17 protein-coding genes are annotated in these 17023 nt (G+C 72.1%); 2 read left to right on the top strand and 15 right to left on the bottom strand.

The window, feature by feature from the left end:
- Positions 1-32: 32 nt before the first annotated feature.
- The 5 genes from ACFVXJ_RS25170 to ACFVXJ_RS25150 form a co-directional block, all read right to left on the bottom strand.
- Positions 33-362 (bottom strand): TcmI family type II polyketide cyclase, encoded by a 330-nt coding sequence (locus ACFVXJ_RS25170; protein WP_389664924.1) that lies wholly within the window; start codon positions 360-362, stop codon positions 33-35.
- A 30-nt stretch (positions 363-392) separates the two neighbouring features.
- Positions 393-1052, bottom strand: coding sequence for a TetR/AcrR family transcriptional regulator C-terminal domain-containing protein (locus ACFVXJ_RS25165; RefSeq protein WP_389664923.1), 660 nt, complete (start codon positions 1050-1052; stop codon positions 393-395).
- Between the two features lie 44 nt (positions 1053-1096).
- Positions 1097-2563, bottom strand: coding sequence for an FAD-dependent monooxygenase (locus ACFVXJ_RS25160; RefSeq protein ID WP_389664921.1), 1467 nt, complete (start codon positions 2561-2563; stop codon positions 1097-1099).
- Between the two features lie 256 nt (positions 2564-2819).
- Positions 2820-3668, bottom strand: coding sequence for a hypothetical protein (locus ACFVXJ_RS25155; protein WP_389664919.1), 849 nt, complete (start codon positions 3666-3668; stop codon positions 2820-2822).
- Positions 3669-3726: 58 nt separating this feature from the next.
- On the bottom strand, positions 3727-4497 hold the full coding sequence (locus ACFVXJ_RS25150; RefSeq protein ID WP_389664918.1) for a response regulator transcription factor: 771 nt from the start codon (positions 4495-4497) through the stop codon (positions 3727-3729).
- Between the two features lie 256 nt (positions 4498-4753).
- On the opposite strand from ACFVXJ_RS25150, the gene ACFVXJ_RS25145 reads away from it, so the two are divergent.
- Positions 4754-5371 carry a ScbR family autoregulator-binding transcription factor gene (locus ACFVXJ_RS25145; RefSeq protein ID WP_389664916.1) on the top strand — a complete coding sequence of 206 codons (618 nt, stop codon included), beginning with the start codon at positions 4754-4756 and terminating at the stop codon, positions 5369-5371.
- A 123-nt stretch (positions 5372-5494) separates the two neighbouring features.
- Here ACFVXJ_RS25145 and ACFVXJ_RS25140 read toward each other — a convergent pair whose 3' ends face one another.
- The 4 genes from ACFVXJ_RS25140 to ACFVXJ_RS25125 form a co-directional block, all read right to left on the bottom strand.
- Complete coding sequence (locus ACFVXJ_RS25140) at positions 5495-6526, bottom strand: hypothetical protein (protein ID WP_389664915.1); 1032 nt, start codon at positions 6524-6526, stop codon at positions 5495-5497.
- A gap of 82 nt (positions 6527-6608) precedes the next feature.
- Positions 6609-7319 carry a class I SAM-dependent DNA methyltransferase gene (locus ACFVXJ_RS25135; RefSeq protein WP_389664913.1) on the bottom strand — a complete coding sequence of 237 codons (711 nt, stop codon included), beginning with the start codon at positions 7317-7319 and terminating at the stop codon, positions 6609-6611.
- A gap of 273 nt (positions 7320-7592) precedes the next feature.
- Positions 7593-8507, bottom strand: a complete 915-nt coding sequence (locus ACFVXJ_RS25130; RefSeq protein WP_389664911.1) for an NADP-dependent oxidoreductase — start codon at positions 8505-8507, stop codon at positions 7593-7595.
- A gap of 114 nt (positions 8508-8621) precedes the next feature.
- Positions 8622-9773: a nucleotide disphospho-sugar-binding domain-containing protein gene (locus tag ACFVXJ_RS25125; RefSeq protein ID WP_389664910.1), complete on the bottom strand. Its 1152-nt coding sequence runs from the start codon at positions 9771-9773 to the stop codon at positions 8622-8624.
- A 193-nt stretch (positions 9774-9966) separates the two neighbouring features.
- Between ACFVXJ_RS25125 and ACFVXJ_RS25120 the strand changes: the two genes are divergently transcribed.
- A complete protein-coding gene (locus tag ACFVXJ_RS25120) occupies positions 9967-11418 on the top strand; it encodes a DHA2 family efflux MFS transporter permease subunit (protein ID WP_389664908.1) in 1452 nt (483 codons plus the stop codon).
- A gap of 86 nt (positions 11419-11504) precedes the next feature.
- On the opposite strand, the gene ACFVXJ_RS25115 is transcribed toward ACFVXJ_RS25120, so the two are convergent.
- The 6 genes from ACFVXJ_RS25115 to ACFVXJ_RS25090 form a co-directional block, all read right to left on the bottom strand.
- Positions 11505-12452, bottom strand: coding sequence for an SRPBCC family protein (locus tag ACFVXJ_RS25115; RefSeq protein ID WP_389664906.1), 948 nt, complete (start codon positions 12450-12452; stop codon positions 11505-11507).
- Between the two features lie 113 nt (positions 12453-12565).
- On the bottom strand, positions 12566-13537 hold the full coding sequence (locus ACFVXJ_RS25110) for an SRPBCC family protein (RefSeq protein WP_389664905.1): 972 nt from the start codon (positions 13535-13537) through the stop codon (positions 12566-12568).
- Positions 13538-13635: 98 nt separating this feature from the next.
- Positions 13636-13905, bottom strand: coding sequence for an actinorhodin polyketide synthase (locus ACFVXJ_RS25105; protein ID WP_389664903.1), 270 nt, complete (start codon positions 13903-13905; stop codon positions 13636-13638).
- A gap of 181 nt (positions 13906-14086) precedes the next feature.
- Positions 14087-14908, bottom strand: coding sequence for a BTAD domain-containing putative transcriptional regulator (locus ACFVXJ_RS25100; RefSeq protein ID WP_389664902.1), 822 nt, complete (start codon positions 14906-14908; stop codon positions 14087-14089).
- A 219-nt stretch (positions 14909-15127) separates the two neighbouring features.
- Positions 15128-15964, bottom strand: a complete 837-nt coding sequence (locus ACFVXJ_RS25095; protein WP_389664901.1) for a BTAD domain-containing putative transcriptional regulator — start codon at positions 15962-15964, stop codon at positions 15128-15130.
- 387 nt (positions 15965-16351) lie between these two features.
- The gene (locus ACFVXJ_RS25090) at positions 16352-17014 is read right to left on the bottom strand and encodes a ScbR family autoregulator-binding transcription factor (RefSeq protein ID WP_389664899.1); all 663 of its coding nucleotides are present in this window, start codon (positions 17012-17014) and stop codon (positions 16352-16354) included.
- Positions 17015-17023: the final 9 nt, after the last annotated feature.

The raw sequence follows: 17023 nt of genomic DNA, 5'->3' as shown, positions 1-17023 counted from the left end.
GTTCCCTTCCCTCGAATCGGCGGTCCGGGACCTCACTGCGAAGCCGTCCAGTCGTAGAAGCGGGTTGCCATGGCGTCGGCCGGGGAGCGCCAGGTCTCCGGGTCGTACGGCTGTATGAACGGCTGGAGGTCGTAACTGATCTTCATGAACCGGGGGTCGTTGCGGGATTCCTGGATGCGCCGGCCGCCGTCGTCCTGCGCGAAGTCCTGGAGGTGGAAGTACAGCCCGTTGTACGAGAACAGCCGGCGGCGCAGGGTACCCATCCGCTCCGGCATGTCGGTCTGGTCGAACTCGGCGAAGAGTTCGGCTACTTGGGCGCTCGAACGGACATCCATCCGCGCCACGATCAGGTTGCTGTGCATTTTTTTCTGCTTTCTTCATGGACCGGCGGGTCAGCGGGAAGGGTTCGGGGCGTACAGGCGGATGAAGTCCGCGACGCCGTCCGCGATGAGCGCGTCCTCTTCTCGGCGTGCGAGCGGCAGCGCCCCGTGGAAGGAGCGCTGTACGACGGTCGAGGGGACGAGGAGGATGAACCGTTCGGCGGCCTGTTCGGCGTCGGGGATGTCGAGCAGGCCGCGCGCGGCAACCTGCCGGAGCCGGTCGGCCAGCTCGCGGCGGGCCTGCCGGGGGCCGGCGGCCTGCCACTTCTCGACGGCCTCGATCGGCAGCGAGGTGATCTCGGCGCTGATGTGCCGGACGATGGCGAAGTGCTCGCGGAAGGAGCTCAGCGGCGCGAGCCAGGCCCGGCCCAGCGCGATGAGGCCCTGCTCCAAGTCGGTGATCTCCGCGAGGCGGCTTTCCGCGACGGACGCGAGCAAGGCCGCGACGGACGCCGAGCTGTCCAGCAGCACGCCCAGCAGCAGCTGTTCGTGGTCCGGGAAGTGTCGGGTGACGACCGCCGGCAAGACGGCCGCCTCGCAGGCCGTGGCCTCCGCGGTGCAGTGCCTCCAGCCTTCGCGGGCCAGCACGGTGCGGGCTGCCCGGATGATGTCCCGGCGCTCGTCGGCCGGGCCGGACGGGGCACGGTCGACGGTTGCTTGCGGCGTTGCCATGTGGGTGTGTCCTCCAATTGACGGGCTCGTCCGGCCCGGCGGGCTCAGGGGGTACCGAACCACCGCTCGAGCGCCATGGGCAGGTCGTGGTGGCTGCCGGGGGCGGCCCAGGCGACGTACCCGTCCGGACGGATCAGCAGCGCCGCGGCGTCGCCCGCTTCCGCGCCCCGCGGGGCGCCGTGCGGCTCGGCGGTGACGATGTCGATCCGGTCGGCCCAGGCCGTCGCGCGCCGGCGCAGCCGGGGGTTGTCCGCCAGATCGAGGAGGACGCCGCGGGCCGGGTGCAGCAGCTCGGTACTGGACGTCTTGCCGGCCGCACCGACCAGTTCGAGGTGCGGCATGCGCCGACCGAGCAGCGGGTGGGCGCCCGTGCCGACGTCGTAGGAGATCTCCAGGCCGCTCACCATGGCGGCGAGGTGGCGTGCGACGTCGTCGTACGCCATGAGCTCCTTGAGCGAGTCGCGCAGCGGTTGTACCTCGGCTCCGCTCAGGAAGAGCAGCCCTTGGGCCCGGGTGTTCATCAGCAGCCTGCGACCGACCGCGTGCCGCTCGTCGTGGTACGTGTCGAGCAGGCTCAGCGGTGCCCGGCCGCGCACCACCGCGGCCAGCTTCCAACCCAGGTTGACGGAGTCCTGGATGCCGGTGTTCATGCCTTGTCCGCCGGCGGGCAGGTGGATGTGCGCGGCGTCGCCGGCCAGCAGCACCCGGCCGCGCCGGTACTCGGTGACCTGCCGGGTGGCGTCGCCGAAGGAGCTCACCCACACCGGCTCGGCCGCGGAGATGTCCTCTCCGGTCAGCCGCTGCCAGGCGGCGGCGACCTCCTCGAAGGACGGCGGGGTGTCGCGGCGGCGCGGCGGCGTGCCGCGTTCGCAGACCACGATCCGGGTGGTGCCGCCGGGCAGCGGGCCGACCATCACCATGCCGCCGGGAAGGGTCTCCCCGATCGGCCGGGGCTTCAGATCGACGCCCTTGACGTCGGCGAGGAACATCTCCATCGTCGCCGCGGTGCCGGGGAAGTCGAAGCCGGCCGCCTTGCGGACGGTGCTGCGCCCACCGTCGCAGCCGACCAGGTAGGCCGCGCGCAAGGTGTGTGCCCCGCCCGGGCCACGCACCTCCACCTCGACGCCTGCCCCGTCGTCGTGCAGGGAGAGCACCTCGTGGCCGCGCCGGATGTCGGCTCCCAGTTCCGTGGCCCACTCCTCCAGGTGGGTCTCCGTCACCGACTGCGGCACCGACTTGGCGGCACGGCAGGACCCGCCGAGCACGCCGAAGTCGAGGGGCAGCCCGCCGAAGTGGCCGAGCGCGCCGGTCTCGATGTCGCCGAAGCGGGAGAGGATGCCGCGCTGGTCGAAGGTCTCCAGGGTGCGCGCGGTGAACCCGAGGCCGCGTGATTCGCCCGTACGCCGTTCCAGACGTTCCACGACGATGACGGCGACTCCCGCCAGCCGGAGTTCGCCCGCGAGCATCATGCCCGCGGGTCCGGCGCCGACGACGATGACCGGTGCGTCCATCACGTCTCCTTGAGATCAACCTCCGGAGACAGTGCACCGGATCTTGACTACAAGGTTCTTCGGAGGCGAACGGCCGTTCAATGGCGGCGGATTCAGGACTCGGTCAGGTTTCACAAGAGGCGGTCCGCAGCGTCGGAAGCCCGTCAACCGCATGCAAAGGACGGGTCAAACGGGCTCGGTCGGAGCCCGCCGACCCGCCCTGGGAAGGTCTGCGAAAGGGGTGCGGGAAGCGCCCGGGAACCGGGCGGATCGTGCTTCAGCCCCGCGCGGCGCGCGCGCTGAAACAGGTGCGGACATCGGTCTCGCTGTAGTAGGTGCGGCCGGCCGCCTTGCGTCGGCGCCAGCGCTCCTCGCTCGCCAGCCGGTACACGGTGCCCGTCGGTACGTGCCACAACCGCGCGATGTCGGACCCGGACAGCCAGCGCTCGGTGGTGGGTCGGTCGGCGGCGGACGGACGCGCCGGGTCGGCCGAGTCCATGACGTGGCTCAGCTCGCTCCACCGCTCGCTCGTCCAGCGGTGGGCGGGGTCCGCGTCGCACACGACGGCCGGGTTCTCGTCGGGTGTGCGCGAACGGACGGCCAGGGCGAGGGAGCCCGCGCAGTGGGGTTCCGGGCAGGCCCCCAGCCGGACGGTGCGCGCGGGGTCGGGGAAGGCGGCGCGGCGCCCGGCCCGTACCAGCCGGGCGATCTCCTGCGTCGCCTCGGCGGCGGCCGTGTGGCCCGCGAGCCAGTCCGCGTTGCGCAGCAGGAAGGCGGTGAGGGCGGCGACGGTGCGCGGGGGCGGGACCAGACCGCGCTGCTGCGCCACCAGGCCGCTCCACGAGCCCAGCACGGAGACCATCCTGGACCGTACGTCGGCCGCGGCGCCGTTGAAGGGAAGGCCGGGCAACTCACCGCCGGTGGTGCGCTCACGCATGCTGCCGGGGGCCCCGCCGCCGAGCACGCGCCCGCATTCCTCGTAGAGGTGTGCCAGTTCCACGAGGCCCGCGGTGAAGTGGTCGCGGCATCGGTGGCACAGCCGGGTTCCCCCGGCGGTGCGCTGCCGCGTGTGTCCGGCGCCCCCGCTGCGGCAGCCTTCGCCGTGGCACAGCACGGTCCCCGCCATTCCTTGCCCCCTTGGCCCTGTGTGTGGTGGTCCGCCCCAGCGGTAGACCTGGCCGGTTTCAGCCCTGGCCGAAACGGAAACCGACGCCGCGGACCGTGATGATCCAGCCGGCGCCGATCTTGTTCCGCAGGGTGCTCACGTGGGTGTCGACGGTGCGTCGCGACCAGGAGTCGCCCCAGACCTGCTGCATCAGCAGCTTGCGGGGAACGACGGTGTCGGGGCGGGAGGCGAGGAGGTAGAGCATGTCGAACTCCTTGCGCGTGGTCTCGACCAGCTCGCCGTTCAGCGTCACCTCGCGCGTACCCGCGTCGATCCGCAGCGGCCCGGCGGTGATGCTGGCCGCGAGTGGGCGCGCGGGGCGCGCCCGGCGCATGACCGCCTCCATCCGGGCCATGAGCTCGCGGAACCCGTAGGGCTTGACCAGGTAGTCGTCGGCACCGGCCTGCAGGCCCAGGACACGGTCCAGTTCGCTGCCCCGGGCGGTGACCGCGATCACGGCGATCTCGTGGGCGGCGCGGATGCTCCGGCAGACCTCCAGACCGTCGAGGTCGGGGAGTTCGAGGTCGAGCAGCACCAAGTCGGCGTCCGTGTAGCTGCGCAGCGCATCGCTGCCGGTGGCGACGATGTCGACCTCGTGGCCGTGCCGGCGCAAACCGCGCGCAAGCGTCTCGGCCTCGCCGGCATCGCTCTCGACTATGAGAATGCGCCACAGCGCAGGTTGTGCCTGCCGCTCGGGTGACGCTCTGAGACCCTCCGCAAGGGACGGTCCCCCGGCTACTCCTGCGGCAACTGCGTGAGGTTCCAGCACAGCGATGGAACGCTGGTTCATCTGCCCCCCTCCCTCAAGCTCACGTGAGTCAAGGTCAATGACGATACAAACCGCTTCGTCGGTTTGTCAAAGCCTCAGGGAGGTTTGTTCGGGAAGAGGAGATCCTCAAAGGGCGCCGGATCTCCGAGGTTTCCGCCAGATGCAGCGGTAGTTCAGCCATCGTGCGCAGGATGAGCCCCCTTCCAGTCGACGGAGAAGCCAAACCATACCAACGACGCGGTTTAATAGTAGGCAGGATCTGAAACAGGAGCTACGCGTGAGCAAAAAGGAACGCGCTGCCCGAACCCGTGAGGCGCTGATTCACTCGGCGGCCTCGGTGTTCGGTCAGCGCGGCTATGTCGAGACGACGCTGGGCATGATCAGCTCCGGCGCGGGGGTGAGTGCGGGCGCACTGCACTTCCACTTCGAGAACAAGGCGTCGCTCGCCGCGGCCGTCGAGGCGTCCGCCGCCGACTCCCTGCGCGCGACCGTCCGCGCGGTGTACGCGGCGCGGGGGTCGGCCCTCCATGCCTTGACCGAGAGCTCGCACGCGCTCGCGCGGACCCTCGCCGACGACGCGGTGGCGAGGGCCGGGGTCCGGCTGGGCCACGAAGCCGTGTACGTGACGGCCCGCAACCTGCCCGAGCAGTGGTACGCGTACGTCCGCCGGCTGCTCGCGGAGGCCGCGCAGGAGGGCGCGCTGCTTCCCGGGCTCTGCCTGCGGCACGCCGCCGCCATGGTGGTCGCGGCCACGATCGGCTTCGAGGTGCTCGCCCGGGACGATCCGAAGTGGCTCTCCGCCCGCACGCTCAACGGCTTCTGGCGCGTGGTGCTGCCGGCCCTCGGCACCCCCGAAGCCCTACGGCGACTGGCCCTGCGGGGCCCCGGCCCCTGACCGGCCCCGCGACCGGGCACAGCCGGCGGCAGGTCAGGGGCGGACGCGGGCAGGGCCTCGGCCGCGACGGGCCAGGGGCCGGGGGCCGGTCAGAGGGGAAGGCCGGTCAGGAGGGGAGGCCGGTCAGCGCTTCCAGACCGTCGAGCGGGCCTTCCCGTCGGCGGTGGTCGAGAAGCCTGCGGTCGCACCGAAGTCGTTGACGCCGTACGCCTCGGCCGCGCCCGAGGTGACCCCGGGAAGCTGGGTGATCGTGCCGTCGGGGTTCCAGCGCACCGCGCGGTGCAGACCGTCGGCCGTGGTCGAGAACCCGATGACCGTACCGGAGTCGTTGACCCCGTAGGCGCCGGCGCCGGTGTCGCCGGGCAGCGGCGCGAGTTCCGTGAGCCGACCGTCCGCGCTCCAACGCACCGCGTGCGAGGTCGTGCCGGTGTACGAGTTGCCGACCGCGATGCCGGTGTCGCTGATCGCCGACGCCTGCGCGGAGTCGTGGCCCGCCGGGGTCGTGAGCCGGGTGACGGTGCCGTCGGGGCTCCAGGTCACCGGGGACATCGAGCCCGCCGCGTTCTTGGAGTAACCGGCGACGGTGCCCTCGTTGTTGATCCAGCCGGCGGCCGCGGCCGGATCGCCCGGCAGGCCGGCGAGCTGGGTCGCCCTGCCGTCGCCGCTCCAGCGCAGTGCCTTGTAGACGCCGTCGACGCCCGTCGCGAAGCCGACGGCGATGCCGCGGTTGTTGACCGAGTAGGCCCGGCTGATGGTCGTACCGGGCGGGGTGGCGAGGGCGGTGATGGCGCCGTCGCGGGTCCACTTGACGGGGTGCTGGTTCTGGCCCGGTATCAGCGACCGGCCGACGATGACCGTGCCCCGGTCGTTGACCGTGTAGGCCGTGCTCGCCGTGTCGCCCGGGAGCGTGCCCAGGTCGGTGATCTGTCCGGACTCGTCCCACAACACGGCGTGGTTGGCGCCGGCGGCGTTGTTGGAGTAGCCCACGACCAGACCGCCGTCGTTGACGTCGAAGGCGAAGCTGGTGTTGCCGCCGGGCAGGACTCCGAGGTCGACGGTTCGGGTCGTGGCGGAGGCGGACGTGGAAAGCGTGGCGACCACGGCCGCGGTCAGGGCCACGGCGCCGAGGCGCAGTGCGGAGTGTCTCTTCTTCATGTCGTTCCCTTCCGATGGTTCAGGAGTGGGGGGTGCGCCGCCCGGCCCGCGCCGGTGATGGCGTGCCGGGGGCGGGAGGGGCTCAGGAGGCGGTGCCTACGAAGTAGCCGGGGCGCGTCCCCTGCGGTGCGACGTACTCGACCTTGAGGCCGGCCCGGCTGAACGCGGCCTCGTACTCGGCGGGCGTGAAGAGCGTCAGATCGTCGATCTCGCTGCGGTGGCGGACCCCCTCGGAGTCCGCGGTGACGTAATGGAGCTCCATACGGGCGATGTTGCCGACGCGGGTGGAGTGGGAGACGCGCGTGATGGTGCGGTTGTCCTTCGTGAGCGCGTGGCCGGAGACGTGTCCGTCGAGGAAGGTGTCCGGGAAGTACCAGGGCTCGATCACGACGACACCGCCGGGGGTGAGGTGCTCGGCGAACCGGCTCAGTGCCGCGTTCAGCTGCTCGGTGGTGCGCAGGTAGCCGATCGAGCTGAACATGCACACGATCGCGTCGAACGTGGTGTCCAGCCGGAAGCCCGTCATGTCGCCGTGGTGCAGGGCGGCGTTCGGCAACCGCTGCGCCGCCACCTCCAACATGTGCTCGGAGAGGTCGATGCCCTCGGCCCGGTCGAAGAGGGCGGCGAAGGCCTCCAGGTGGATACCGGTACCGCAGGCGACGTCCAGCAGGCTAGTGGCATCGGGCTTGTGGGCGCGTACGAGTTCACTCACCTCGGCGGCCTCGGCCCGGTAGTCCTTGCGGTCCTGGTAGAGCAGGTCGTACATCTCCGCGGCGCTGTTGTTCTCGTACATGAAGGCACCCCACATCGTCGGTTCGGTTGCCGGGGCGCGGCTGGGCCCCCAGTCGATGGCGTGATCGTGTGTCCATCGTCGGGAGCCGGGCTTGAGGTGAACTCGACACCGGGTCGACAGGACTGGGGCCGGTTCGCGCGGCTCGCGGTGGGGGAACGGCCGTGCCCGCACGTCGGCGTGCCCGCACGTCGCCGGGGGCGGGCACGGCCCGCGCGCGCGAAGGGGGCGTGGCCGCGGGATCTCCGCCGCCACGCCCTCCCGCCGATGGATGTCTCAGCCGATCGTGAGCACGACCTTGCCCCGGCCGTGGCCGGTCTCGACGTCACGGTGGGCGTCGGCCGCGCGCTCCAGGGGGTAGGTGGCCCGCAGGTGCACGGTGAGCCGGCCGGCCTCGTAGAGGTCGACGAGTTCCGCCAGTCGCGCCGCGGACCGGACGGGGGTCCATTCGCGCAGGCCGAGTTCCTTGGCCGTGTCGACGTCCACCATCGTCAGGACACGGTTCCGGTCCTTGGTCACCTCCGCGAGGGCGCGCAGGCCGTCCCCGCCGGCGGAGTCCAGCGCGGCGTCCACCCCGTCCGGGGCGAGGGCGCGCACCCGGTCGGCGAGCCCGACCCCGTATTCGACCGGGACCGCTCCCAGCTCGCGCAGGTAGTCGTGGTTCGCCTTGCTCGCGGTGCCGATGACAGTGGTCGCGCCCCAGGCCTTGGCCACCTGGACGGCGAGGGTCCCGAGGCCGCCGGCCGCACCGTTGATCAGGACGGTGTCGCCCGGGCCGACTTCCAGCTCACGCAGGGCCATGTGGGCGCCCTGGCCGTTGCCGGAGAGACCCGCCGCGATGTCCCACGGCATCGTGTCGGGCTTGCGCACGATCTGGTCCGCGGGGATGGTCAGGTACTCGGCATAGCCGTTCAGTACACCGAAGCCGAGTACGTCGTCGCCCTCGGCGAAGGTGTCGACCCCCTCGCCGACCTGGTCGACGACACCCGAGAACTCGTTGCCGGGTACCAGCGGGAAGCCGGCGCTCTTGACGAACGGGATGAGGCCGGCGCGCGCCTTGCAGTCGAAGGGCTGCACGCCGGCGGCCTTGACGCGGATGCGCACTTCACCGGCGCCGGCGTACGGCTCGACGGCCTCGGCCGTCCGGAGGACCTCCGGGGGGCCGAAGGCGGAGATCGCTGCTACTCGCACTGGGGGTTCCTTTCGGGATGCGGTCGGCGGCACGGGACGCCTGCCGGGGAAGAGTCTTGAACCTCGACCGCGATAGAGGTCAAGCGAAGGTGACGCCGGACGTCGTGGCCTGTGTCACCCGGCGACGAGATCGAGGAGGCGGGGGACGATCTGGTCGGGGCCGGGCTCCGCGGCGAGTTGCGCGGAGACGGCCCGGGTGGAGGCGCGCAGGTCCTCGTCGTGCAGGAGCGACTTGAGCAGGGCCGCGTCGACGTCCTCGGGGTCCCGGTTCAGTCCGAGGCCGGTCCGCTCGACCATGGCGGCGTTGATCCAGTTGTCGGCGCCGTGGGGCATGGCGAGTTGGGGGACGCCGGCATGCGCCGAGGTGAGCGTGGTGCCCGCGCCACCATGGTGGATGATCGCGTCGCAGGTGGTGAGGAGCGTGCTCAGGGGGGTCCAGCCGACGACGCGGACGTTGTCGGGAAGGGTGCCCAGCGTGTCGAGGTCAGGGTCGTCACCGAGAGCCAGGACGAATTCCGCGTCGACATCGGCGGCGGCGCCCAGGACGCTCTCGAGGCTGCCGATGCCGGCGACGTGCGGGACGGTGGTCCCGAGGGTGACGCAGACACGGGGCCGCTCCTTGGGCTCGGCCATCCAGTCGGGCAGGGTGCCGCCCCCGTGGAAGGGAACGGAGCGCATGGTCCAGCCCTCGCCCTCGCCGTGCATCATGTGCTCGGGCGCGAAGTAGAGCGACGTGATGTCAGGGAGTTCCGCCGGCACGCCGACACGCTCGAAGAGCGGCGTGAGGTGGGGCAGGAACCGCTGGGGCATGGCCCCTTCGCGCAGGAAGCTGAAGCCGTGCTCGACCGCCGGGATGCCGAGCGCGCGGGCCGCGACCAGGGCGGCGCCGTTGAGCCTGGAGTAGACGATCAGGTCGGGCTGCCATGCCTGGGCGAAGCGGAGCGTCCCGTCCAGCATGAGGTCACTGACCCGGCCGAACTTCTCCAGGATGATGTCGGGGGTCTCCAGGGTCTTGGCGATGGCGAGACCGCGTTCGCGCATGGCCTTGGCGCGCTCCTCGGGCGAGCCGGCCTTGGGGAAGATGGACGCGAAGTCGGCGCCCGGGGAGACCTCCCGGACGGCGAAGCCCGCGTGGGCCGCCGCTTCCGTGGAGACACCGGAGGTGGCGACCGCGACGTCGTGACCGGCGGTGCGGAATGCCCACGCGAGGCCGGAAGACGGGTACAGATGGTCAAGTCCCGGAGAGATGGCGAACAGAACACGCATCGCGACGACCTCGAATCCCAAGAAATCCTGCAGAGCAGTGGCGGCTTTCGCCTATCCGCACCGACGGTGCCCGCAGCCGCTCGACGCGGCCTCGAGCGCCGCCTGACCGCCTCGCCCCGGATTCCGGCCGCGCCCCGGGCGCGGTCCAGCCGCACCCGAGAAGCCCTTGAGCCGCTCCGGGGACGCTCGCCGTATGGAGTCAGAACTCAAACCCTCGGCCGCTCCCCCGCCGAGGGCGGCTGCCCCCACCGCGGGCAAGGACCCGGGGCTGTTCGCGCTCGGTGCGGTCGTCATCCTGGGCACGATCATCGCCGCGGTCGACGGCACGCTCATGGTGGTCGCGATCGACGCGATCGGTCGCGACTTCAGCGCCTCGACGCAGTCGATCCAGTGGATCACCAGTGCCTACCTACTGGCGACGTGCGCGGCGATCCCCGTCTCCGGTTACGCCGTCAACCGGCTCGGCGCCCGCACCGTTTGGCTGTCCTCCTTGGCGGGGTTCCTCATCGCCATCCTGCTCTGCGGCGTCGCCTGGTCCCCCCTCAGCCTGATCGCCTTCAGGGTGCTCCAGGGCTTCTCCGGCGGTCTCATGGCCATGGTCGCCACGGTCGTGCTGACCCGCGCGGCCGGCCCGGAACGCGCCGGACGGGCCTTCAGCGCGGTCGCGGTGCCCTCTTCCCTCGCCCCGGTCCTGGGCCCCATCGGAGGCGGAGCCGTCATCGACGCCACCAGTTGGCGCTGGCTGTTCTTCGGGCAGCTCCCCCTGCTGGCCGCCACCTTGGCGGCGGCCTGGTTCGTCCTGCCCCGCGACAACGGCGACAAGACGGCCCGGTTGGACTGGAAGGGGCTGCTGCTCGTCACCCCCGGCCTGTCCGCCCTGGTGTACGGGCTGTCGGTGATCGCCGGGCTCGGTGGCGCCGAACCGGCCGGGGTCCTGGAGACCGTGAACGGCGTCGCCGCTTTCGCCGTCGGTCTGCTCCTCGTGGCCGCGTTCGTCCGGCACGCCCGGCGACGCCGCTCCGAAGCGGTCATCGACCTGCGCCTCTTCGGCGACAAGGGCTTCGCCACGACCATCGTCATGATCTTCACCGTCGGCTTCCTGCTCTACGGGCTGCTCTTCCTGATCCCGCTCTACTACCAGGACGTCGTCGGGCTCAGCGCGACCGCGGCCGGAAGCCTGCTGGCCCCCCAGGGAGCCGGAATGGGGCTCGCCGCGATCTTCATCGGGTCGCTGAGCGACCGGTTCGGGGCCCGGCCCGTCGTCCTGTGCGGTCTGGTGCTCACCACGGCCGGCACCCTGCCCTACGCCCTCGCCGGCGCCGTACCCAACGACATGCTGCTGGGCGCCGCCCTGGTCCTGCGCGGCATGGGGCTCGCCGCCATCGCCATCCCGCTGTCGGCCTCCCTCTACACGAACTCGCCGTCCCCCGATGACATCCCGCACATCACCACGATCAGTACGGTCGCGCAACGCATCGGCGGGGCCCTGGGCGGTGCGCTGGCCGCGGTGAGTCTGCAACTGGGCTCCAGCGGCGGCGGGCACCCGGACGCCTCCGCCTTCACCACCACCTTCTGGTGGATGACCGGGCTGCTCGTCATCCCCTTCGGGCTGACCCTGCTGCTGCCGGCCCGGGCCAAGCCCTGACCGGCGGACACGGCGCAACGGCCCCGCCGCCCGTGAGGGCGGCGGGGCCGTTCGGCGGTCCGGGCGCGGGGTCCGGGCGGGGCGGGTCAGCCCGCCTCGACGAACTCCTTGGCCCGGTCCAGGATCATCCGGACCTTTCCGCTCAGCTCCCGCCGGACGAAGGCGGTCGCCTCGTCCAGGCCCTTGCCGCTGCCCAACAGCACCTCGATCCCGGACCGCTTCACGATCACCGTCTGCCGCGAGGTGACCGTGACGCCCTGCGCGGTCGGGGTGATGTCCCAGCGGACGTGATGGCTCCTGCCGATCGGCGGCAACACCAACTGCTTGTACACGATGGCGCGACCACCGATCCCGGCGCGCGCGGTCTTCATCTTCAGCACCGCGCCGCTGCTCTCGACGGTGTCGATCTCGACGAGCTGCAGTCCGTCCGCATCCTGCACGACTTCGGCACGGGTCACGTGCGGCAGCAACTCCGGCCAGTCGCGCACCTGGTAGAGAACCTCGAAGACGGCCTCCGCGGTGCCCGCGACGTGAACGGTGTCGGTCACCACCACGCGCAGGTCGGCGGCCTCGGTCAACAGCTCGGCGGCCGACTTCACGGCGGCCGTCTCACCGTCCGCGATGGAGTCGATCACGCCGGTGGTCGCCGCGCGCGCGGCGGCACTGTCGTCCACCAGCGTGTAGGAGTGCAGCAGCCGAACCAGGCTCTCCCCCTCCGACAGCGGCTCCACGACCCACGAGCGCTCCATCGAGGCCAGGGGCGACGACGGCTCCTCGGGGCGGAAGTCGATGCGCAGAGCGCCCGCGTCCAGGCGACGCAGCGCCACCCAGTGCTCGACGCTCTCGCCCGACGTGGTCCACATCCCCACCCGCTCGAACACCCCGTCGGTGCCGATGACCTCGGCGTGCACGAACGGCCCGAAGACCCACGGCCAGTTGTCCAGGTCGGCCAGCAGCCGGTAGATCTCGCGCGCCGGCGCCGACACCTTGACCTCGTGTGTGGCCCGTACCACCGAGTCGTGCGTCCTTGCCATTATTCCCTCCAGTTTCCGGGGCGAACGCCGGCTTCCGGAGGTGGACGTCCGCTCCGGCCGATGGTCGCCCAGGCGCCTGGAGTACCGCTCGAAGCGGGACCCGGCGCCCCGCGTCACACGGCGCGCAGGGCCCGGCCCCCCTCGGCCGCGGGCTGCCGCGCCGGCCCCAGGACGGCGGCGCTCTCGCGCCGGAGCAGCTCGCGGACGTGACGACGTGCCGACTCCGGGTCCGCGCCCGGCCCCGGCACCCGCCCGATCGCGCGCCCGTCCAGCAGGACGGCGTGCCGGGACACCACCGTGCACCCGGCCTCCGGGTCGGGCAGCACCGACCACTCGCCGTGGTGGGCGGCCAGCAGGGGGTGCGGCCGCGTATGGCGGTGGACGATGCGGCCCGCCGCCGGGAAGCACACCCGTACCGACTCCGTGGTGTACGCGGAGCCGTCGCCGTTCACCCGGACCAGGGCGGTGCGCTGTACCCCGGGCCGCTCCTCGGTGACGTCGGCGCGGACGACGTGCGGGACCCGGCCGGGCCAGGAGCCGACGCGGTACAGGACTTCCAGGAGCTGTTCGGCGGTCCCGGGCACGCGCAGCCGGTCCTCGAAGGTCATCAGCAGCCCGTCGAGGGCGCTCCAGTTCTCGGCCGCCGCCCGGACCCCGTCCAGCGCGGCGCGCGCGCCCCGCTCGGCGGTCGCGAGCGCCTCCTGGGTCCGCGCCGTCCAAGCCCCGGCGGCGGTGCTCTCCTGCTCCAGCGTCAGCCTGGACCAGCCGGGCGCCAGGTGCGTCACGCTCAGGGCGCCGGCCGCCGAGGTGAAGGGCGCCCGCGGGTCCTCCTGGTGGAAGTCGACCCGCAGCGCGCCCGCGTCGAGGGTCCGGCGCCACCGCGTCGAGGACACGGCGCTCCCCTCGGGGGCGGACCACAGGCAGAACGCGTCCCGCTCGCCGTCGGCGTCCAGCGGCTCCACGTGCAGGACGTGGGGCAGGAACAGCGGCCAGTGGGTGGTGTCGGCCAGCAGTGCGTACAGGACGCCCGCCGGGGCGGCGGCGTCGACCGCGCACGACATCCGGTGTGCTCGCCCGAGGGACATCGGACACCTCCTCCAACGCTTGACACAGACCTTGTCCGAAGCCGACGGAGACCCGCCGGAGCCGGGCCGGAGCCCGGCCGGAGCCGGGCCCCGGAGCGTCAGACGGCGGCGCGCGCGCCCAACACGCTGTTGACGAGGGCCAGGTAGCGCCGGGGGGTGTCGGCGGCTTCGAGCAGCTCGCCGTCGAGGAGGATGTCGAACTTCCGCTCGATGTAGCCGGTGGTCTGGTAGACGGACAGACAGTCGTAGCCGAGTTCCACCCAGTAGAGGTCGAGGGCGTCCTCGTTCAGCTCGACGCCTTCGTCCTCCCCTTCCCAGAACCGCAGGACGCGGGTCAGGTCGGTGAGTTCCAGCCGGTCCATGGCCATCCTTTCTCCTCCCACCGGGAGCGGTCCGCCCCTCCCGCGGCCCCGACGTGGCGTGTCGGGCCGAGCAGAGTCTGGCCGCGCCCGGTCGAGCCCGCCTTGAGCGCGCGTACGGCGCCGCTCGACCGCCGCCGCCGGGTGCGGCGGCCGGGTGCGGGCCGTCCGGTGCGACCGGCGCCGGGGTTCAGGCCGCGTACAGGTCGAAGGTCGAGCTGCGGCGCGGGCCCGCCACCACGTCCAGGGCGGGATCGACGCGCAGCATCGCCTGGTGCAGCCGCTGGAGCTGGTGCGAGGGCTCCACCCCGAGGTCGTCGATGAGCCGGGTGCGGAGCCTGCGGTAGACGTCGAGCGCGGTCGCCTGCCGGCCGGATCGGTACAGCGCCACCATGGCCTGGGAGTGCAGCCCCTCGTGCTGCGGATGTCTCGCCATCAGCTCGGCGAGTTCCGCGAGCAGTTCGGTGTGCCGGCCCAGCCGCAGGTCCACGTCGATGCGCCGCTCGGTGGTCACCAGTCGGCTCTCCGCCAGCCGCAGCACCTCGATCTCCAGGACCGGTCCGACGCGTACGTCGACCAGCGCCGGCCCCTCCCACAGCGCGAGTGCCTTGCGCAACAGGTCGGCCGCGCGTTCGTCGTCCCCGGCCTCGAAGGCGCTCTGGCCGCCGGCCACGAGGGTCTCGTACGCGTGGACGTCCACGCCCTCCGGCGGGATCTGGAGCAGGTAGCCGCCGTGCCGGGTGGTGAGCACGTCCTTGGCCGAGCCGGGGGCGCCGGGGCCCATGGCCGTCCCCAGGCGCCTGCGGAGCTGGAGGATGTACGTCTGCAGGGTGGTGAGCGCGCTCTGCGGCGGTTCGGTGCCCCAGATCTCTTCCATGAGGGTGGGGATCGGCGCCACCTTCCCGGGGTGGAGCGCGAGGAGCGCCAGGATCTGGCGCGGCTTGCCCGCCGTAGGAACGATCGATCCCCCGTTGACTTCGGCATTCAACGGTCCCAGAACCTGAATCTTCACGGTCTCCCGTCTCCCCTCCGGAATGGGTCGAGATGCTCACGGGTGTCAGCATTCGACGCGAGCACGGTAGCGGCGCGGTGTGCGGTGTCCCCGAAATCTCAAGCCGCTGTCGAGCGGCGCTCCGAGGGTGGTCGGCCGAGGGTGTGGGCCGAGGGTGTGGGCCGAGGGTTGGTCGGCGGTGTGGGCCGAGGGTGTGGGGGCGGGTTCCGGGCCGGGCGGTCAGCCCGCCGGGACCAGCCGCTTGCGCACCGGACGTGCCGTCTCCTCCCGTGCCTCGACGGCGCCTTCCGGGTCGGCCAGCAGGATCGAGCGCTGGAGCGCGCGCAGGGCGCCCGACGGCTCGATGCCGAGTTCCTCGACCAGGTTGGTGCGCAGCCGCTGGTAGGCGGTCAGTGCCTCGCCCCGGCGGCCGGAGCGGTGCAGGGCGAGCATGAACTGGCCGTGCAGGTTCTCGTGGGTGCGGTAGCGGCTGGCCAGCACGGTGAGTTCGGCGAGCAGCTCGCGGTGCCGGCCGAGCCGCAGGTCCGCCTCGATGCGCCGGTCGAGGGCGCACAGCCGGGTCTCCTCCAGCCGCCAGGTCTCCATGTCCAGCTGTACGCCGCCGGCCACGTCGGCGAACGCGGGGCCCGACCACAGGGCCAGCGCCTCGCGCAGCAGGCGGGCCGCGCCGCGGTGGTCACCGGCGTCCATGGCCCGGTAGCCCAGGCCCGCGAGCCGGTCGAACTCGCGGACGTCACTGGCGCCGCCGGCGCTGTTCAGTTGGTAGCCGCCGGGCAGCGTGAGCAGGACGTCCTTGGCGGTCCGGGTGTGGTCGCCGGCCCGTTCCAGCGCCGCCGTGACGAGGGTGCGGAGCTGGAGCACGTAGGTCTGGAGGGTGGTGCGGGCGCTGCGCGGCGGCTCGCCGCCCCACAACTCCTCGATGAGCGCGGTCACCGGCACCACCCGGTCGGCGTGCAGCGCGAGCAGCGCGAGGACCTGCCGGGGCTTGGCGGCCGTCGGGGTGATGGAGGTTCCGCTCTCCCGTACCGCCAGTGTTCCGAGAACCTGGATGTCCACGACGTGCTCCCCCTGCTTGATCCTGGATGCTTCCTTGAGTCCCGCTGGAATGAGGAAAAAACAGCATCGCCGGTTTGTCAATACCAAACCGTTCGCGCTGTTTCCTTCGGAACGCCGGCCCGGAGCTCCGCAACACACCCCTGACCTGTGCTTTAAGCGCATCGACGAGTGCTGCCGGGCCGCCGGCCGCACACAGAAAATCCCCTCGGGACGCATCCCGAGGGGAAGTCGAAGCGGCAGGAACCGACCACGGGGTCCGGTCCGCTCCGGTCTGCTTCGTGTCCGGTCCGTGTCCGGTCCGCTCCGGTCCGGCCCTCCGGTCGGATGGCATGCTCGGCCCGTCCACCGGCCCGCGGCGGCTGCGGCTGCGGCTGCGACGTTCGGGCGTCAGGAGGCCCGGGCGGACCGGGACGCGGGCGGTGCGCCCGAGCCGGCGGCCAGTACGTCGCCGAGCCGGTGCCCCGGGACCAACTGGGGCAGCATCAACGCCCAGTACCGGGTGAGCGAGGAACGCGAGGACCACTCGCGCCGGTCGACGCCGAGCACCTCGAAGCCGACGATCGCGGCGACGACGGCCGCGGCCGCGTCCTGCGGGGACACGCCCTCGGCCAACAACCCTTCGGCCGCCGCGTCGTGGAACTGCGCCTCGACCCAGCGCTGCCACTGCCGCCGCACGGCCCAGCCGCGCTCGCGGCCCACCGCCGAACGGGCGCCGTTGCCCACCACCAGCCCGAACGCCGCGCTGACGACGGCGTCCCGGGCCAGCAGCGCCACCAGGTCGTGGGTCGAGTCGACCAGCGACTGGAGGGAGTTGGCGCCGGCGAGCCGGGAGACGGTGATCACCCGCAAGGACTCCGCCGCCCGATCGACCACCGCGTCCGCCAGGGCGGTCTTGCTCCCGAAGTGGAAGTGCAGACCACCCGTGCTGACACCCGCCCGCTTGCTGATGGTGGCGATGGAGGCGGTTTCGTACCCCTCCTCGGCGAACACCTCTGCGGCGGCACGGACCAGACTTTCGCGCGTACGGACCGCGCGCTCCTGCTTCACCATGACATCTCC

The sequence above is a fragment of the Streptomyces sp. NPDC058279 genome (assembly GCF_042881255.1).
Lineage (GTDB): Bacteria > Actinomycetota > Actinomycetes > Streptomycetales > Streptomycetaceae > Streptomyces.
Note: the sequence above shows the minus strand (reverse complement) of the source record. Positions and strands in the feature narration are given on the sequence as shown.

What these genes read in the sequence shown, in the direction of transcription:
- ACFVXJ_RS25170 (WP_389664924.1), bottom strand. Translation starts at nt 362, where the DNA reads ATGCACAGCAACCTGATCGTGGCGCGGATGGATGTCCGTTCGAGCGCC.
- ACFVXJ_RS25165 (WP_389664923.1), bottom strand. Translation starts at nt 1,052, where the DNA reads ATGGCAACGCCGCAAGCAACCGTCGACCGTGCCCCGTCCGGCCCGGCC.
- ACFVXJ_RS25160 (WP_389664921.1), bottom strand. Translation starts at nt 2,563, where the DNA reads ATGGACGCACCGGTCATCGTCGTCGGCGCCGGACCCGCGGGCATGATG.
- ACFVXJ_RS25155 (WP_389664919.1), bottom strand. Translation starts at nt 3,668, where the DNA reads ATGGCGGGGACCGTGCTGTGCCACGGCGAAGGCTGCCGCAGCGGGGGC.
- ACFVXJ_RS25150 (WP_389664918.1), bottom strand. Translation starts at nt 4,497, where the DNA reads ATGAACCAGCGTTCCATCGCTGTGCTGGAACCTCACGCAGTTGCCGCA.
- ACFVXJ_RS25140 (WP_389664915.1), bottom strand. Translation starts at nt 6,526, where the DNA reads ATGAAGAAGAGACACTCCGCACTGCGCCTCGGCGCCGTGGCCCTGACC.
- ACFVXJ_RS25135 (WP_389664913.1), bottom strand. Translation starts at nt 7,319, where the DNA reads ATGTACGAGAACAACAGCGCCGCGGAGATGTACGACCTGCTCTACCAG.
- ACFVXJ_RS25125 (WP_389664910.1), bottom strand. Translation starts at nt 9,773, where the DNA reads ATGCGTGTTCTGTTCGCCATCTCTCCGGGACTTGACCATCTGTACCCG.
- ACFVXJ_RS25120 (WP_389664908.1), top strand. Translation starts at nt 9,967, where the DNA reads ATGGAGTCAGAACTCAAACCCTCGGCCGCTCCCCCGCCGAGGGCGGCT.
- ACFVXJ_RS25115 (WP_389664906.1), bottom strand. Translation starts at nt 12,452, where the DNA reads ATGGCAAGGACGCACGACTCGGTGGTACGGGCCACACACGAGGTCAAG.
- ACFVXJ_RS25110 (WP_389664905.1), bottom strand. Translation starts at nt 13,537, where the DNA reads ATGTCCCTCGGGCGAGCACACCGGATGTCGTGCGCGGTCGACGCCGCC.
- ACFVXJ_RS25105 (WP_389664903.1), bottom strand. Translation starts at nt 13,905, where the DNA reads ATGGCCATGGACCGGCTGGAACTCACCGACCTGACCCGCGTCCTGCGG.
- ACFVXJ_RS25090 (WP_389664899.1), bottom strand. Translation starts at nt 17,014, where the DNA reads ATGGTGAAGCAGGAGCGCGCGGTCCGTACGCGCGAAAGTCTGGTCCGT.